Below are 15,806 nucleotides of genomic sequence, written 5' to 3' on the forward strand. Positions count from 1 at the left end.
GAGCCACCGTCAAGACATTTCGCTCCCCCACCAGGTGACGAATGGGTGAACCTCTGCGCTTGCTCCGCTCGGGTCCTGCGGCGGGGTTTCGTCTCGCTGCTCGCAGGGGTCTAACCTTGACCGATGCGGCCCCGACGACGTGGCCGCGCCGATCCAGGAGGTCATTCGTGACTGGCGCCACCGCGTCTCTGCGCAGAACTCTCGGCGGGCTGCCGGGCGTCGACCAGGTTGGCCTCGAGGCACGGGCCGCGGCGCTCGGCACCAGGTCGATCAAGACGACCGCCAAGGCGTGGGCGATCGACCTGGCCATCTCGATGGTCGATCTCACGACTCTCGAGGGCTCCGACACCCCGGGCAAGGTCCGCGCGCTGGCCAACAAGGCGATGCGCCCCGACCCCACCGATCCGAGCTGCCCCGCCGCTGCTGCTGTCTGCGTCTATCCCGACATGGTCGCGATCGCCAAGGAGACACTGGGCGGGTCCGGGGTCAACGTCGCCAGCGTCGCCACGGCATTCCCCTCCGGTCGCGCCGCGCTGGACATCAAGCTCGCAGACACGCGCGACGCGGTCGAGGCCGGAGCAGACGAAATCGACATGGTCATCGATCGAGGCGCCTTCCTGACCGGCGACTACCGACTGGTCTTTGACGAGATCGTTGCGATCAAAGAGGCCTGCGCCCGGCCCGACGGCACCCACGCCCACCTCAAGGTCATCCTCGAGACCGGCGAGCTCCAGACGTACGACAACGTGCGCAGGGCCTCGTGGCTCGCGATGCAGGCAGGCGCCGACTTCATCAAGACCAGCACGGGCAAGATCCAGCCGGCGGCAACCCTGCCGGTATGCCTGCTGATGCTCGAGGCGGTGCGGGACTTCAGAGCCGACACCGGACGACAGGTCGGGGTCAAACCCGCTGGCGGTATCCGCACCTCCAAGGACGCGATCAAGCACCTCGTGCTGGTCAACGAGATCGCGGGTGAGGACTGGCTTGACCCCGACTGGTTCCGGTTCGGCGCCTCAAGCCTGCTCAACGACCTGCTGCTGCAGCGCCAGAAAATTGCCACCGGACGCTACTCCGGCCCCGACTACGTGACGTTGGACTGATTGCCATGACCAAGTTCGCCTATGCCCCCGCGCCGGAATCTCGCGCCATCGTCGACATCAAGAGCTCTTACGGACTGTTCATCGGCGGCGAGTTCGTCGACGGCAAGGGTGGCTCGTTCAAGTCCATCAGCCCCTCTTCCGAGGAGGTCCTCGCCGAGGTCACCGAGGCCACGGCCGCGGATGTCGACAGAGCGGTCAAGGCGGCCCGTCGCGCGTACGACACGGTGTGGTCACGGATGCCCGGCAGCGAGCGGGCGAAGTATCTCTATCGCATCGCGCGCATCATGGCCGAGCGTTCGCGCGAGTTCGCGGTGCTGGAGTCGCTCGACAACGGCAAGCCGATCAGGGAGTCGCGCGACGTCGATCTTCCCTTGGTCTCGCAGTGGTTCTTCTACTACGCCGGGTGGGCTGACAAGCTGGGACACGCCGGACTCGGCCCGAACCCGCACGCACTGGGTGTCGCCGGTCAGGTGATTCCGTGGAACTTCCCGATCATGATGCTGGCGTGGAAGATCGCCCCGGCGCTCGCCGCCGGCAACACCGTCGTGCTCAAACCGGCGGAGACGACCCCGCTGACGGCGCTGCTGTTCGCGGAGGTCTGCCAGCAGGCCGAGCTTCCGCCCGGCGTCGTCAACATCATCACCGGAGCCGGACCGACAGGTCAGGCTCTCGTTGAGCATCCTGACGTCGACAAGATCGCGTTCACAGGTTCGACCGCGGTCGGCAAGGCCATCGCACGATCGGTGGCCGGCTCCGACAAGAAGGTCACCCTCGAGCTCGGCGGCAAGGCCGCCAACATCGTGTTCGACGACGCCCCGCTCGATCAGGCTGTCGAAGGCATCGTCGGCGGCATCTTCTTCAACCAGGGCCACGTGTGCTGTGCCGGCTCGCGCCTGCTGGTGCAGGAGAGCGTGTACGACGAGGTCATCGAGCGGCTCAAGAGACGGATGTCGACGCTGCGGCTCGGCGATCCGCTGGACAAGAACACCGACATCGGCGCCATCAACTCCGCCGAGCAGCTCGCCCGCATCACTGAGCTGTCCGACATTGGTGACGCCGAGGGGGCCGAGCGCTGGTCCACCCCGTGCGACATCCCCGAGAGCGGGTTCTGGTTCGCACCGACGATCTTCACCGGGGTCACCCAGGCACACCGCATCGCCCGCGAGGAGATCTTCGGTCCGGTGCTGTCGGTGCTGACATTCCGAACCCCGGCCGAGGCGGTCGAAAAGGCAAACAACACCCCCTACGGCTTGTCAGCCGGTGTGTGGACCGAAAAGGGCTCGCGCATCCTCTCGATGGCCAATCAGCTGCGCGCCGGCGTCGTCTGGGCCAACACGTTCAACACGTTCGACCCCGCATCGCCGTTCGGTGGTTACCAGGAGTCGGGCTACGGCCGCGAGGGCGGCCGCCACGGCCTCGCCGCGTACCTCAAGGGAGCTGTCTGATGACTCGAGTGGACGTCCGCAAGACGCACAAGCTCTACATCGGCGGGTCATTCCCCCGCTCCGAGTCCGGTCGCACCTTCGAGGCGCTGGACTCCAAGGGCGGCTTCCTCGGCAACATGGCGCTCGCCTCGCGCAAGGATGCCCGCGACGCGGTGCTCGCCGCGCGCAAGGCGTTCGGCGGCTGGTCGACACGCACGCCGTACAACCGTGGACAGGTCATCTACCGGCTCGCCGAGGTCATGGAGGGACGCCGGGACCAATTCGTCGAGCAGCTGCGTGCCGCCGAAGGCCTGAGCGAGAAGAAGGCCAGCACCTTCGTGGACGCCTCGATCGATCGGGTTGTCTGGTACGCCGGGTGGGCCGACAAGTACGTCCAGGTGCTCGGCAGCGCCAATGCCGTGTCCGGTCCCTACTTCAACCTGTCGACGCCCGAGCCGACTGGTGTCGTCGCAACCGTCGCACCGGCCGGACCGCTGCTGCAGCTGGTCTCGGTCATCGCCCCGGCCATCGCGACGGGCAACACCGTCGTGGTCATCGCGAGCGAGAAGTCGCCCGTGCCGGCGGTGACCCTGTCCGAGTGCATGGCCACGTCGGACCTGCCCGGCGGTGTCGTCAACGTCCTGACCGGCCGGCCGGCCGAGATCGCGCCGTGGCTCGCGTCGCACATGGACGTCAATGCGCTCGATCTCGCGGGCGTCGACGACCCTGAGCTGGCAGCGTCGCTCGAGGTCGCCGCAGCGGACAATCTCAAGCGCGTCCTGCGCCCCACCGCCTCAGTGGACTGGCTCGCCGAGCCGTCGCTGGCCCGGCTCGAGGCCTTCGTCGAGACGAAGACCGTCTGGCACCCGATCGGCGTGTAGTGGGGGTCGTGATCCTCGCTGGCCCGTCCGGGGCGGGCAAGTCGCACTTGTCGGCCCGGCTGGCCTGGCCGGTCCTGCGGCTCGATGACTTCTACCGTGACGGTCACTCAGCGAACATGCCGCGTTCGTCACTCGGCATCATCGACTGGGACGACCCGACATCGTGGAGTGCCGTCGAGGCAGTCGGCACGATTGCCGAGCTGTGCGCCGCCGGCACGGTGGAGGTGCCGGTGTACGACATCGCGGCCAGCACGAGGACCGGCACCCAGATCCTGTCCGCACCGCAAGGGCGGTTCATCGCGGAGGGCTTGTTCGCTCCCGTCATCGTGGACGCCTGCCGCGAGGCCGGGATCCTCGATGCGGCGATCTGCCTGCGCCGCCACCGCATCCTGACGTTCGGCCTGCGTCTGGCTCGCGATCTCCGCGAGGGTCGCAAGGCCCCGTGGGTCCTGGTGCGACGAGGTTGGCGGCTGATGCGCGACGAGCCTCGGATCATCGCCGACGCCGTCGCGCACGGCTGTGTACCGATGACTCCGCGCGCGGCCCGCGCGCTGCTGCGCGAAATGTGATCACAGCGGCGCTCACTCCGCGAGCAGGGTCCGTACCGCCGCGATGATCTCGTGCTCGGCCAGCAGGACGTGGTCAGCAGCGGGGCCGAGCGGGATGAAGCTGTCGGCGCTGGTGACCCGGCGGATCCGCCCCGGGTAGCCGCCGTCAACCAAGGCCGTGACGACCGACTCCGACACTCCCCCGCTCTCGCGTGTCTCGTCGACCACGACAACCGCGGCAAAGACCTCGGTGGTGCGCAACAGCTCCTCGCGCGGGAGCGGCGCCAGCCACTGCAGGTCGAGCACGGTGCAGCCGATCCGCTCGTCGGCCAGCCGGCCTGCGGCCCGGAGACTCATCCGCACCCCGTTGCCGAATGTCACCAGCAGGACGTCCCGACCTTCGCCGTAGGTCCGGACCCGGCCCAGCTCGTGGGCTGCCTCGGCAGGCCATGGCGCGGGCGCGGCGTACGGCGCTGTCCACCCCGAGTCGCCGTCGCGCAGGTCGCGCTCATGATAAAGCGCGATCGGCTCGAGGAACACGCACACGCGTCCCTCGTCGGCCAGTGCCACGCACTCGCGCAGGAGGCCTGGCGCGCTCGCTGGGTGGCTCGGCACGGCCAGCACGAGTCCGGGGATGTCCCTCAGGACCGCGACGGAGTTGTCATTGTGGAAGTGCCCGCCGAAGCCCTTCTGATATGCCAGCCCGGCGACTCGGACGACCATGCCGTTCTCGTACTGACCATCGGAGAAGAACCGCAGCGTCGCTGCCTCGCCGCGGAGCTGGTCCTCGGCGTTGTGCAGGTAGGCAAGGTACTGGATCTCGGGAATCGGCAGGAAGCCCGCGAGCCCCGCGCCCAGTGCGGTGCCCAGGATCGTCTGCTCGTCGAGCAGCGTGTCGAAGACCTGCGTGGCGCCGAATCCCCTGCGCAGCCCGCGAGTCACCCCGTAGACGCCGCCCTTGCGCCCGACGTCCTCGCCGAACACCAACGCCTCGGGCCGGGCCGCGAGTACATCCGTGAGCGTCGCATTGATGGTCTGGGCCAGGGTCAGGTCGGCACCGTCCTCCGGCAACTTGGCTCCGAACACCTGTGCTCGCCGGTCCGCGGAGGCCACACTGTCGGCCCGCGACCGTCGCATCACGATGGGCGCCATGACGGATTCGCGGGTGTCGAGCCGATTGGTCCCGAGGAGCTCCTTGGCCCGCTCCATGACCTCGACGCGCACCTCGGCATAGCGCGCGAGCGCCTCGCCCGGTGTCAGCACGCCCGCGTCGATCAAGGCGCCGGCAGTGGCTAGGACCGGGTCCAGAGCGAACTCGTCCTCGATCTCCTTGCGCGACCGGTAGGCGATCTCGGCGTCCGAGCCCGCGTGGCCCATGAACCGGACGGTTCGCAGGTGCAGGATCGCTGGCCGGCGCTCGGCGCGCACGATGTCGACCAGCCGGGATGCGGTGTCCAGGACATCGCCGGGTCGGGTGCCGTCGGCCATCGCGTGCTCGAGGGCCGGCCATGATGCCAGCGACCGCTCGAGCCATCCGGCGGGTGAGCGGGTGCTGATGCCGATCCCGTTGTCTTCGCAGACGTACAGGATCGGCAGCCGGACACCCTGATGGGCGCAGTAGGACGAGGCGTTGAGCGCGCCGACCGTGGTCGAGTGGTTCGCCGAGGCATCACCGAAGCTGCAGACCACGACGGAGTCCGAGGGCCACTGCGGACGCACCTCGGACCGCGACGCGAGTCCCAACGCATACGCCAGTCCGAAGGCGCGCGGAAGGTGTGAGCCGATCGTCGAGGTCTGCGGAATGATGCTCAACGCGGCGTGTCCGAAGACCTTGTGACGCCCGCCCGAGATCGGATCATCGGCGGAAGCCATCGCGCTGCGCAGCACGTCGTCGATCGCGGTGGCCGATAGAGCCTGAGCTGAGCGGGCAGCGTAAAAGGCGCCGGATCGGTAGTGCAGCAGTGCAGGATCGCTCGATCGAAGCGCCATGGCCACGGCGCCGTTGCTCTCGTGGCCCGCCGAGGCGATCGTGTAAAAGGCTTCGCCCTGCGTCTGGAGCCAACGAATCGTGAGATCCAGGTGCCGGCTCTGCAGCTGCGCATCGAACAGCGTCAGCAGGCCCTCGGAGTCGGCCAGCTCCTGGACGGCCCCGACCGGCGGCTGCGGCCAGGTGCGCAGGCGCCGCACGAGATGGTCGTCGATCGACTCAGACATCCACTCTTCCTCACCCACGGGTGTTCCGACCCCAACGTAGCGGCCCTGTCGCTCGGCCACCGCGACCGTGGCAGTCCGGCCAGTCGGTGGCCCGGCTTCACAGTGCGGCGTAGGCGGGCTTGATGACGTCGTTGATCAGGATCAGTCGCTGGTCGAATGGCAGGAACGCGCTCTTCATGGCGTTGACCGTGAACCAGCGCAGATCGTCGACGCCATAGCCGAAGGCGTCGACCAGCAGCTCGAACTCCCGCGACATCGACGTGCCGCTCATCAGCCGGTTGTCGCAGTTCACGGTCACTCGGAAGCCGAGGTCCTTGAGCTTGCCGATCGGGTGGTCGGCGATCGAGCGCATGCCCGGCACCGCGTGGGTCTGCAGATTGGACGACGGGCACATCTCCAGCGGAATCCGCCGGTCCCGGATGTACGCCGCCAGGCGCCCCAGCTGAGGACCACCAGGAGCATCGAAGTCGATGTCGTCGACGATGCGGACACCGTGACCCAGTCGCTCGGCGCCGCAGCGCTGGATGGCCTGCCAGATCGACGGAAGGCCGAACGCCTCGCCCGCGTGGATCGTGAAGTGGGCGTTCTCCCGGCGGAGATACTCGAACGCCTCGAGGTGCAAGATCGGCGGGAAGCCGTCCTCGGCGCCGGCGATGTCGAAGCCTGCGACACCCCGGTCGCGGTACTCGACGGCGATCTCGGCGATCTCCAGGCCCCGCTTGGCGTGTCGCATCGCGGTCAGCAGCTGGCCGACCACGATGGGGCGGCCCAGCGCGGCTGCCTCCTCGCGTCCGGCGACGATGCCCGACTGCACGGCCTCGACGGTCTCGCGCAGAGACAGGCCGGCCGACAGGTGCTGCTCGGGCGCCCACCGCAGCTCGACGTAGACGCAGCCGTCCGCAGCCAGGTCGAGCACAGCCTCCCGCGCGACGCGGGCCAGGTCCTGCGGCCGCTGCATGACCGCAACGGTGTGCACGAAGGTCTCGAGATACCGCTCGAGTGAGCCCGAGCTCGAGGACTCCTCGAACCACGCGCCGAGCGAATCCGCGTCCGTCGCCGGCAGATCGTGGCCGATCTCGGCGGCGATCTCGACAATCGTGGCCGGCCGGACTCCCCCGTCCAGGTGCTCGTGCAGGGCGGCCTTGGGGGCCCGGGCGATCTGTGCGGAAGTGGCTCTCACCGGCTCATCGTGTCATGACGCCATGAGGAGCACGACGGTCTCGGCCACACAGGCCGGCTTGTTCTGTCCCTTGATCTCCACGGTGTGCCGCAGGGTGGCCCGCTGTCCCTTGTCGATCTCCTCGACCGCGACCAGCTCCACCCGGTCGCGAACCTTGGATCCGACCAGCACCGGGGAGACGAACCGCACCTTGTTGAGGCCGTAGTTCACCCGAGCGAGGTTGCCGGCGAACGCGTACACCTGGGCGCCGAGGAACGGGAGCATCGACAGCGTGAGGAAGCCGTGCGCGACGGTGGCGCCGAACGGCCCGTCCGCGGCGCGTTCCGGATCGACGTGGATCCACTGTCGGTCGCCTGTCGCATCGGCGAACAGATCGATCCGCTCCTGGGTGATCGCGACCCATTCGCTGACCCCAAGCTCTTCTCCGGCAGCCGCCGCGATCTCCTTGCTGTCGTTCAGGATGCGCATTGGACCAACCTAACGAACACGGTCGATGACCACGGACGTGGCGTCGTGGCTGCCGCTGCCGATGTCGTACCCGCCCTCGAGGGCGGCAGCGGCGCGCTCGAACCGCTCGGGTGTGTCCGTGTGAAGCGTCAGCAGCGGCTGCCCCTTGGTGACGCTGTCGCCCGGCTTCGCGTGCATCACGACCCCGGCTGCGGCCTGCACCTGCTCCCCGGGCCTGGATCGTCCGGCGCCCAGTCGCCAGGCCGCCACGCCGACGCTCAGGGCGTCCAGCCGGGTCAGGGTGCCGCTCGCGGGCGCGGTGACGACGTGTGACTCCTTGGAGGTCGGCAGAGCGGCGTCGGGATCGCCTCCCTGCGCCGCGATCATCCGCTTCCACACGTCCATCGCTGCTCCCGATGCGAGCACATCGGCCGGATCGACGTCATCCTTGCCGGCGGCCCCGAGCATCTCGCGGGCCAGCTCGACGGTGAGCTCGACGACGTCCGGCGGTCCACCTCCGGCGAGCACCTCGACCGACTCAGCCACCTCGCAGGCGTTACCGGCGGTCAGACCCAGCGGGGTCGACATGTCAGTCAGCAGCGCGACGGTCGAGACCCCGGCATCGTTGCCCAGGTCCACCATGATTCGGGCCAGCTCACGCGCCTGCTCGGAGCTCTTCATGAATGCGCCCGATCCAGCCTTGACGTCCAGGACCAGGGAACCGGTGCCCTCGGCGATCTTCTTGCTCATGATCGAGCTCGCGATCAACGGGATCGCCTCGACGGTGCCGGTGACGTCCCGCAACGCGTAGAGCTTCTTGTCGGCCGGCGCGAGACCCGGTCCCGCAGCGCAGATCACGGCACCGACGTTCTCGAGCTGGGCCATCATCTCGGCGTTGCTCAGATCGGCTCGCCAGCCGGGGATCGCCTCGAGCTTGTCGAGCGTCCCACCGGTGTGACCGAGGCCACGACCCGAGAGCTGCGGCACGGCGACTCCGCAGGCGGCGACCAGCGGCGCCAACGGCAGGGTGATCTTGTCGCCGACGCCGCCGGTGGAGTGCTTGTCCGCGGTGTGCCACGACAGCGAGGAGAAGTCCATCCGCTCACCACTGTCGATCATGGCGTGGGTCCAGCGACTGATCTCGCGGCGATTCATCCCGTTGAGCAGGATCGCCATGGCCAGGGCCGACATCTGCTCGTCAGCGACGACCCCCCTCGTGTACGCGTCGACGACCCAGTCGATCTGTGCGTCCTCGAGCTCGTGCTGGTCCCGCTTGGCCGCGATGACCTCGACGGCGTCGAACAGCTCGGTCATGACGCCACCTCCGTGTCGATGCGCTCGAAGCCGCGCAGCACCCAGGTCGGGCGGCGCGGCGCTTCCCCCGCGAGCCGAAGTCGAGGGAAGCGATCGAGCAACGTGGTCAAGCTGATCTGCAGCTCGAGCCGCGCAAGTGGCGCGCCGAGACAGAAGTGCAGACCCATGCCGAAGCCGACATGGGGATTGGGATCGCGGCCGACGTCGAACCGGTCAGCATCGGCGAAGACCGCGGCATCCCGGTTGGCCGATCCCATCAGGCAGGCGATCTTCTGTCCTGCGGCCACGACCTGTCCACTCACCTCGACATCGGTCGTCGCGGTCCGCTCGAACAGCTGCAACGGGGCGTCGAATCGGATCAGCTCCTCGACGGCAACTTCAACCGGCACCTCTCCTGAGGTCACGCGAGCCAGCTGGTCGGGATGCTCGAGGAGCGCGTGGAATCCATTGCCGAAGACGTTGACGGAGGCCTCATGCCCCGCGTTGAGCAGCAGCACCACCGAGGCGATCAGCTCGTCGTCGCTCAGCTGGGCCCCACCATCGCGCTCGGCGAGCAGGTCGCTGATCAGGTCGTCGCCGGGATGGGAGCGCCGATCGGCCACCACGTCAGCGACGTACGCGGTGAACGCCGTGCTCGCCTCGACCGCCACGGCGCTGGTGCGCGGATCGACATTCGGCTCGTACATGTGCACGATGGCCTGCGACCAGGCACGGAGGCGTTCATGATCCTCGCGTGGGACCCCCAGCAGGTCGGCGATCACGTAGACCGGCATCGGTTCTGCGTAGTCACCGAGTACGTCGAAGCGGTCATCGAGCCGGTCGACCATCTCTCGGGCGAGGTGCTCGATCCTGGGCCGCATGCGGTCGACGTGACCGCGGCCGAACGCACCGGCCACCAAGCGACGCAGCCTGGTGTGCACGGGGGGTTCGCTCTCCATCATCTGGTTGCGGTGCAGGGCGTTGAACGGCTCCATCTGCGCGGCCGGTTCCCAGTCTGTCCACCACCGACCGAACGACCGGTTGCGCAGCACCTGCCCGACTGAGTCGTGGGTGGTGGCGAGCCACGTGCCCATCGGCTCGTGCCACAGCACCGGACCGTTCTCCCGCAGCGCGGCGAGCACGGGATACGGATCGCGCAGGAAGTCGGGGTTGCCGGGGTCGAGCTGGACCGCGTAGCGGGTCAACGGGTCTCCAGATCCGTGGCGTCGAACGCATCGGGCAGGACCTCGGACATCGCCCTGACACCGCTCGGAGTCATGAGCTGCATCGTGGGTCCACCGTTCTCCCACAGGAGCTGACGGCAGCGACCGCACGGCATCAGCGGCGCACCCTTGCCGTCGACACACGCGACCGCGATGAGGCGACCACCCCCGGTGGCGTGCAGGGCCGAGACCAGCCCGCACTCGGCACACAGCGACAGCCCGTACGACGCGTTCTCGACATTGCAGCCCAACACGACCCGGCCATCGTCGACCAGCCCGGCAGCGCCAACCCGGAAGCTCGAGTACGGCACATAGGCACGACTCATCACCTCGGTCGCGTACTTGGCCAACGCGTCCCAGTCGACCGGGTCGTCGGCACTCGAGATCCCCAGAGCCATCAGTGGACACCCTTGGCGTGCGTCATCCTGCCTCGCCCCTTCGATATCGCTGGCCGTCTGCGGCTGGCATGCGTAGTCGTTGCGCGCCCAGTCCGAGCACGAACAGCGTAGTGACGTACGGCGTCATGACGGTGAACTGGCGCGGCACCGAGTCGGTCAGGAGGAACCAGGCCAGGATGGCGATGCCGAAGGTTGCCATCACCACCGCACCCTCGAACTGCTTGCGGCTCAGTCGCAGCGCCGCCAACGCGAGCAGAGCGAGCGCCACCAGCAGCAGCAGCGCGTGCACCGCGGAGGTGTCGCGGAGACGCAGAGAATCGGTGTACCCGAAGGTCAGCGCGCCGGCCAGCAGCCCGCCGGGGCGCCAGTTGCCGAAGATCATCGCCGCGAGGCCGATGTAGCCTCGGCCGCCGGTCTGATTGGCGCTGTAGCCACTGGACGACACCAGAGCGAGGAAGCCTCCACCAATGCCGGCGAGCGCGCCGGAGACGAGCACTGCCACGTACTTGTAGAGGTAGACGTTGACGCCCAGGGTCTCCGCGGCCTGCGGATTCTCCCCGCAGGAGCGCAGCCGAAGCCCGAACGCCGTGCGCCACAGCAGGACTGCCGACACCGCGACCAGCGCGAACACGACCAGGCTCAGCGACGAGATGTTTGTCGTCAGGGCTGCCACGATCGAGGCCACGTCCGACACGAAAAACCAGTGGTGCCCCGCGACGTTGAGCGCCGCGTCGGAGACACCGGGGATCGTGATGTTGACCGGCCCGTCGAGACCGACAAGCTGACGTGGGCCACCTCCGCGGTAGTCGGGGAAGATCGCCTCGGCGAGGTAGGTGGCCGCACCGGCACCGATCAGGTTGATCGCCACACCGGAGACGATGTGGTCGACACCGAAGGTCACGGTCGCGATGGCGTGCAGCAGGCCGCCGATCAGTCCCAGCAGAGCAGCGCCGAGCACCCCGACCCAGGCGCTTCCCGAGTGGTACGTGAAGAACGCTGCACCCCAGGTGCCCAGGATCATCTGGCCCTCGAGGCCGATGTTGACCACGCCGGCCCGCTCGGCCCAGAGTCCGCCGAGGGCAGCCATCAGGATGGGGCACGTTGCGATGATCGCGGCGCGGATCGTGCCGGCTGAGTCGAGGTCGTTGGTGTCGGTGACGATCCGCACCAGCGAGATGATCGCGATGCCGACCAGCGCCAGATAGAACCAGCCGCGAGTCAGCTTGGCGACAATTCCGGCCGCCGCGCTGGGTGTGGTGGTAGACGTCATGCCGTCGCCTCCGTGACTGTCTCGGACTCGTCGGTCACGACGTGCTGGTCGAGTCGCAAGCGCCAGCGGCGTACGACTTCGTAGGCCACGACGACCGCAAGCACTGCGACGCCCTGGGTGATCTGGACGATGCTGGGCGAGATGTCGGTGCTGAAGGTCAGGGTGTTGGACTGCGCGGACAAGAAGGCGAACAACACCGCTCCGAACAACATCCCGAACGGCTGGTTGCGGCCCAGCAGTGCCACCGCGATCCCGGTGAAACCGAGGCCGAACTGGAACGACGTTCCGTACGACTCGGCGCCGCCGAACAGCGCGGGCAGCCAGATCAGCCCGGCAACTCCACCGGACAGCAGCATCGAGGTCAGGATCATTCGCTTGGGATTGATTCCCGAGGCCAGCGCTGCAGTTTGTGACTGGCCGCTGGCTCGTAGATCGAAACCGAACCGGGTCTTGTTCAGCAGGATCCAGAACCCCACGCCCACGAAGATCGCGATGACCGACAGCGCCCAGACCTGACCGTCGCGAGCCTCGTACGGCGCGAAGCCCGTCAGGGTGCTGCTTTCCGGCATCCGCTTCGTGCGAACCGTGTTGCCCTCGCGCACTCCGTAACGGGTGAGCAGGTAGCCGACCAGGGTCACCGCGATCGCGTTGAGCATGATCGTGGAGATGACCTCGCTGACGCCGCGCGTGGTCTTGAGAATTCCCGCGATGCCTGACCAGGACGCGCCGACCACGATCGCGATGAGCACCGCCACCGCGACGTTGAGGAAGCCGCCGAGGTAGGCCGCACCTGCGAACGATGCTGCCGCGAACGAGGCGATCGTGTACTGGCCCTCCAGACCGATGTTGAACAGCCCCATGCGGAAACCGATCGCGGCGGCCACCGCCGCGGTGTAGATGAGCGCGGTCTGATTGATGATGTTGACCCGGATTCGCGGAAGCGGATTGCTGAACATCGCGGACCAGAAGTCTCCGGGCGCGCTGCCGGCAGCCAGGATCACCAGCGAGGTCACCACCACACTGACCACGACCGCGATGGCCGGCGCCAGCAAGGCCAGCGCGATACGGCGCAGACGATCGCGATTCACGCCGCCTCACCTCCGGTCATCGCGGTTCCGAGGTCCTGCGGCGTGACCGTGGCGGGGTCGAAGGTGCCGACGAAGTTGCCTCGCAGGATCACCTGGATCGTGTCGGACAGGCCAATCAGCTCGTCGAGATCGGCCGAGATCAGCAGCACAGCGAGACCTTCGGCACGCGCGTGCCTGATGTGGTCCCAGATCGCCGCCTGGGCGCCGACGTCGACGCCGCGGGTGGGATGCGAAGCGATCAGGACCACAGGGCTCCCGCTCATCTCCCGACCCACGATGAACTTCTGCTGGTTGCCGCCGGACAGTGCGCGGGCGGGGGTGTCGATACCGGGGGCGCGGACGTCGTAGTCGGCCATGATGCGGGTCGTGTCGGTGCGGGCGCCCGAGCGGTTGATCCACGGCCCCTTGGCATTCGGCGCCTCGGTCTGGTGCCCCAGCATGCGGTTCTCCCACAGCGGAGAATCCAGCAGCAGTCCGTGTCGGTGCCGGTCCTCCGGGATGTAGCCGATCCCGGCCTCGCGCAGCTGACGGGTGTGCCAGTGGGTGACGTCCTCGGCACCGAGAGTGATGCGGCCGTGCGTCGGGATGCGCATGCCCATGATGGTCTCGACCAGCTCGGCCTGACCATTGCCCTCGACACCTGCGATGCCGAGCACCTCGCCGCGGTGGATCCGCAGGGACAGCTTGGTCAGCAGGTCGCGGCCGAACTCGTCGGTGAGGGTGACATCGTGGAGCTCGAGCTCGACGGTGTCGGTCACGGTGGAGTCGGCGGTCGCCGGGGACGGAAGCTCCGAGCCGACCATGAGCTCCGCGAGCTCGCGCTTGGTGGCGGTCTTGGGGTCGGCTGTGCCGACGGTCGCTCCGCGCCGCATCACCGTGATGTCGTCGGCGATCGCCAGCACCTCGTCGAGCTTGTGCGAGATGAACAGCACCGAGTTGCCGGCATTGCGCAGCTCGCGCAGATTGACGAACAACGCGTCGACCTCCTGCGGGACGAGCACCGCGGTCGGCTCGTCCAGGATGATGATGCTGGCGCCGCGGTAGAGGACCTTGGCGATCTCGAGTCGTTGACGGTCTGCCACGCCGAGGTTCTCGACGAGCGCATCGGGCCTGAGCCCGAAACCGTAGGTGTCGGAGATGCGGGTGATCTCCGCGCGCGCCTTGTCACCGATGCCGTGCAGCTTCTCTGCGCCCAAGACGATGTTCTCCAGCACGGTCAGGTTGTCGGCCAGCATGAAGTGCTGGAAGACCATGCCCACACCGTGCTCGATGGCTTCGGTCGGCGACTTGAGCACGAGCTGCTGGCCGCCGATCTCGATCGTGCCGTCGTCCGCCCGCTGCACCCCGTAGAGGATCTTCATCAACGTCGACTTGCCAGCACCGTTCTCGCCGATCAGGGCGTGCACGGTGCCCGCCCGGATCGTGAGGTCGACATCGTGATTGGCGATGACCCCGGGGAACCGTTTGCCGATTCCACGCAGTCTGACCGCGTCCACCTCAGACGGCACGGACACTCCTCCCGCAGCACCTCAACAGCACTGATTCGTGACTAAATCGGACGAACCTGGGCTGAACGCTACCGCGTCCAGCCCAGGTTCGACGTACAGATTTCGGCCGATCCTTACGGAGCAGTCGGGACCTTGATGGCACCGCTGATGATCTTGGCCTTGTAGCCGTCGATGTCACCCGTGATGTCGTCCAAGAAGCCACCCGACGTCGAGTAGCCGACGCCGTCCGCCTTCAGGTCGTAGCTCTGGTAGCTGGTCAGGGGCGATCCCGCGTCGACCGACTTCACGAAGTCGTACGTCGCGGTGTCGACCCGCTTGAGCATCGACGTCAGGATGTGCGTCTTCTGCGCATCGGTGGCCGTCAGGTACTGGTCGGAGTCGACGCCGATGGCCCACTTGCCGTCCCCGGCGTCAACCGCTGCATCGAAGACGCCCGAGCCCGAGCCGCCAGCAGCGTGGTAGACCACGTCGGCGCCCTTGTCGAACTCACCCGTCGCGGCAGCCTTGCCACCGGCCGGATCGCCGAAGCCCTTGAGATCGGACTCCTGGATGTAGGAGACCAGGACCTTGACGTCAGGCTTGGCAGCCTTGGCGCCCGCGGCATAGCCGGCCTCAAACTTCTTGATCAGATCGTTGTTGACGCCGCCGACGAAGCCGATCGTGCCGGACTTGCTCTTCTGCGCCGCAGCGACGCCGACCAGGAACGAACCCTGCTCCTCGGCGAAGCCGAGGTAGGCGACGTTGTCGTTGGCCTTGTCGTCGGGGTCGAAGCCGTCGATCACACCGAAGTTGACGTCCGGGAAGTCCGGGGCCACCTTGTTGATCGACTCGCTGTAGGCGAATCCGACGCCCACGACCGCGGTGGCACCGTTCTCGGCGAAGTTGCGCAGCCGGTCCTCACGGGCCGACTCAGCCTCACCATCAGTGGCCTCGCCCTCGATGCAGGTCGCGTTGAAGTCCGAGACGGCCTTCTCCAGGCCGGCATATGCCGAATCGTTGAACGACTGGTCGCCACGGCCACCGACGTCGTACGCCAGGCCGATCTTGGGCCCGTCGCCCTTGGCGGTCTTGCAGACGTCCTTGCTGGCGCTGGGCTTGTCGCCCGAGCCGCCGCTGCTGCTGTCGCTGCTTCCGCAGCCCGCAAGAGCGAGCGCGGCCACGGCGGCGACAGCCGAAAGCTTGGTCAATCGACGCAAAATTCCTCCTCGAAACAGAGCCGGGATCCCGGCACG

At 67.7% G+C, this 15,806-nt stretch carries 14 protein-coding genes; 4 read left to right on the plus strand and 10 right to left on the minus strand.

Annotated elements, in window-relative coordinates:
- The first annotated feature begins 167 nt into the window (after positions 1-167).
- The 4 genes from deoC to WB461_RS00335 are packed head-to-tail and all read left to right on the plus strand — an operon-like array spanning position 168 to position 3,974.
- Positions 168-1,100 (plus strand): deoxyribose-phosphate aldolase, encoded by a 933-nt coding sequence (deoC, locus tag WB461_RS00320; RefSeq protein WP_423850728.1) that lies wholly within the window; start codon positions 168-170, stop codon positions 1,098-1,100.
- A 5-nt stretch (positions 1,101-1,105) separates the two neighbouring features.
- Complete coding sequence (locus tag WB461_RS00325) at positions 1,106-2,545, plus strand: aldehyde dehydrogenase family protein (protein ID WP_423850729.1); 1,440 nt, start codon at positions 1,106-1,108, stop codon at positions 2,543-2,545.
- Positions 2,545-3,405, plus strand: coding sequence for an aldehyde dehydrogenase family protein (locus tag WB461_RS00330; protein ID WP_423850730.1), 861 nt, complete (start codon positions 2,545-2,547; stop codon positions 3,403-3,405). The genes WB461_RS00325 and WB461_RS00330 overlap by 1 nt, the downstream gene beginning before the upstream one ends.
- Positions 3,406-3,413: 8 nt before the next feature.
- A complete protein-coding gene (locus WB461_RS00335) occupies positions 3,414-3,974 on the plus strand; it encodes a uridine kinase family protein (RefSeq protein WP_423850731.1) in 561 nt (186 codons plus the stop codon).
- A gap of 12 nt (positions 3,975-3,986) precedes the next feature.
- Here the strand turns inward: WB461_RS00335 and WB461_RS00340 are convergent, their stop codons facing one another.
- The 10 genes from WB461_RS00340 to WB461_RS00385 form a co-directional block, all read right to left on the minus strand.
- The gene (locus tag WB461_RS00340; protein WP_423850732.1) at positions 3,987-6,167 is read right to left on the minus strand and encodes a thiamine pyrophosphate-dependent enzyme; all 2,181 of its coding nucleotides are present in this window, start codon (positions 6,165-6,167) and stop codon (positions 3,987-3,989) included.
- 97 nt (positions 6,168-6,264) lie between these two features.
- Positions 6,265-7,347 carry an adenosine deaminase gene (locus WB461_RS00345; RefSeq protein WP_423850733.1) on the minus strand — a complete coding sequence of 361 codons (1,083 nt, stop codon included), beginning with the start codon at positions 7,345-7,347 and terminating at the stop codon, positions 6,265-6,267.
- A gap of 12 nt (positions 7,348-7,359) precedes the next feature.
- The gene (locus WB461_RS00350; protein ID WP_423850734.1) at positions 7,360-7,815 is read right to left on the minus strand and encodes a MaoC family dehydratase; all 456 of its coding nucleotides are present in this window, start codon (positions 7,813-7,815) and stop codon (positions 7,360-7,362) included.
- Between the two features lie 9 nt (positions 7,816-7,824).
- Complete coding sequence (locus WB461_RS00355; RefSeq protein ID WP_423850735.1) at positions 7,825-9,108, minus strand: thymidine phosphorylase; 1,284 nt, start codon at positions 9,106-9,108, stop codon at positions 7,825-7,827.
- Positions 9,105-10,292, minus strand: a complete 1,188-nt coding sequence (locus WB461_RS00360; protein ID WP_423850736.1) for a cytochrome P450 — start codon at positions 10,290-10,292, stop codon at positions 9,105-9,107. The genes WB461_RS00355 and WB461_RS00360 overlap by 4 nt, the downstream gene beginning before the upstream one ends.
- Entirely contained in the window at positions 10,289-10,708 is a 420-nt protein-coding gene (locus WB461_RS00365) for a cytidine deaminase (RefSeq protein WP_423850737.1), read from the minus strand. Before WB461_RS00365 ends, WB461_RS00360 begins: the two co-directional genes overlap by 4 nt.
- Before the next feature lie 22 nt (positions 10,709-10,730).
- Positions 10,731-11,978, minus strand: a complete 1,248-nt coding sequence (locus WB461_RS00370; RefSeq protein WP_423850738.1) for an ABC transporter permease — start codon at positions 11,976-11,978, stop codon at positions 10,731-10,733.
- Complete coding sequence (locus WB461_RS00375; RefSeq protein ID WP_423850739.1) at positions 11,975-13,066, minus strand: ABC transporter permease; 1,092 nt, start codon at positions 13,064-13,066, stop codon at positions 11,975-11,977. The genes WB461_RS00370 and WB461_RS00375 overlap by 4 nt, the downstream gene beginning before the upstream one ends.
- Positions 13,063-14,574 (minus strand): ABC transporter ATP-binding protein, encoded by a 1,512-nt coding sequence (locus WB461_RS00380; RefSeq protein ID WP_423850740.1) that lies wholly within the window; start codon positions 14,572-14,574, stop codon positions 13,063-13,065. The genes WB461_RS00375 and WB461_RS00380 overlap by 4 nt, the downstream gene beginning before the upstream one ends.
- Positions 14,575-14,687: 113 nt before the next feature.
- A complete protein-coding gene (locus WB461_RS00385; RefSeq protein WP_423850741.1) occupies positions 14,688-15,761 on the minus strand; it encodes a BMP family lipoprotein in 1,074 nt (357 codons plus the stop codon).
- Between the last annotated feature and the right edge of the window lie 45 nt (positions 15,762-15,806).

This window comes from Aeromicrobium sp., assembly GCF_049587115.1.
In the GTDB taxonomy this organism is placed as follows: Bacteria; Actinomycetota; Actinomycetes; order Propionibacteriales; family Nocardioidaceae; genus Aeromicrobium.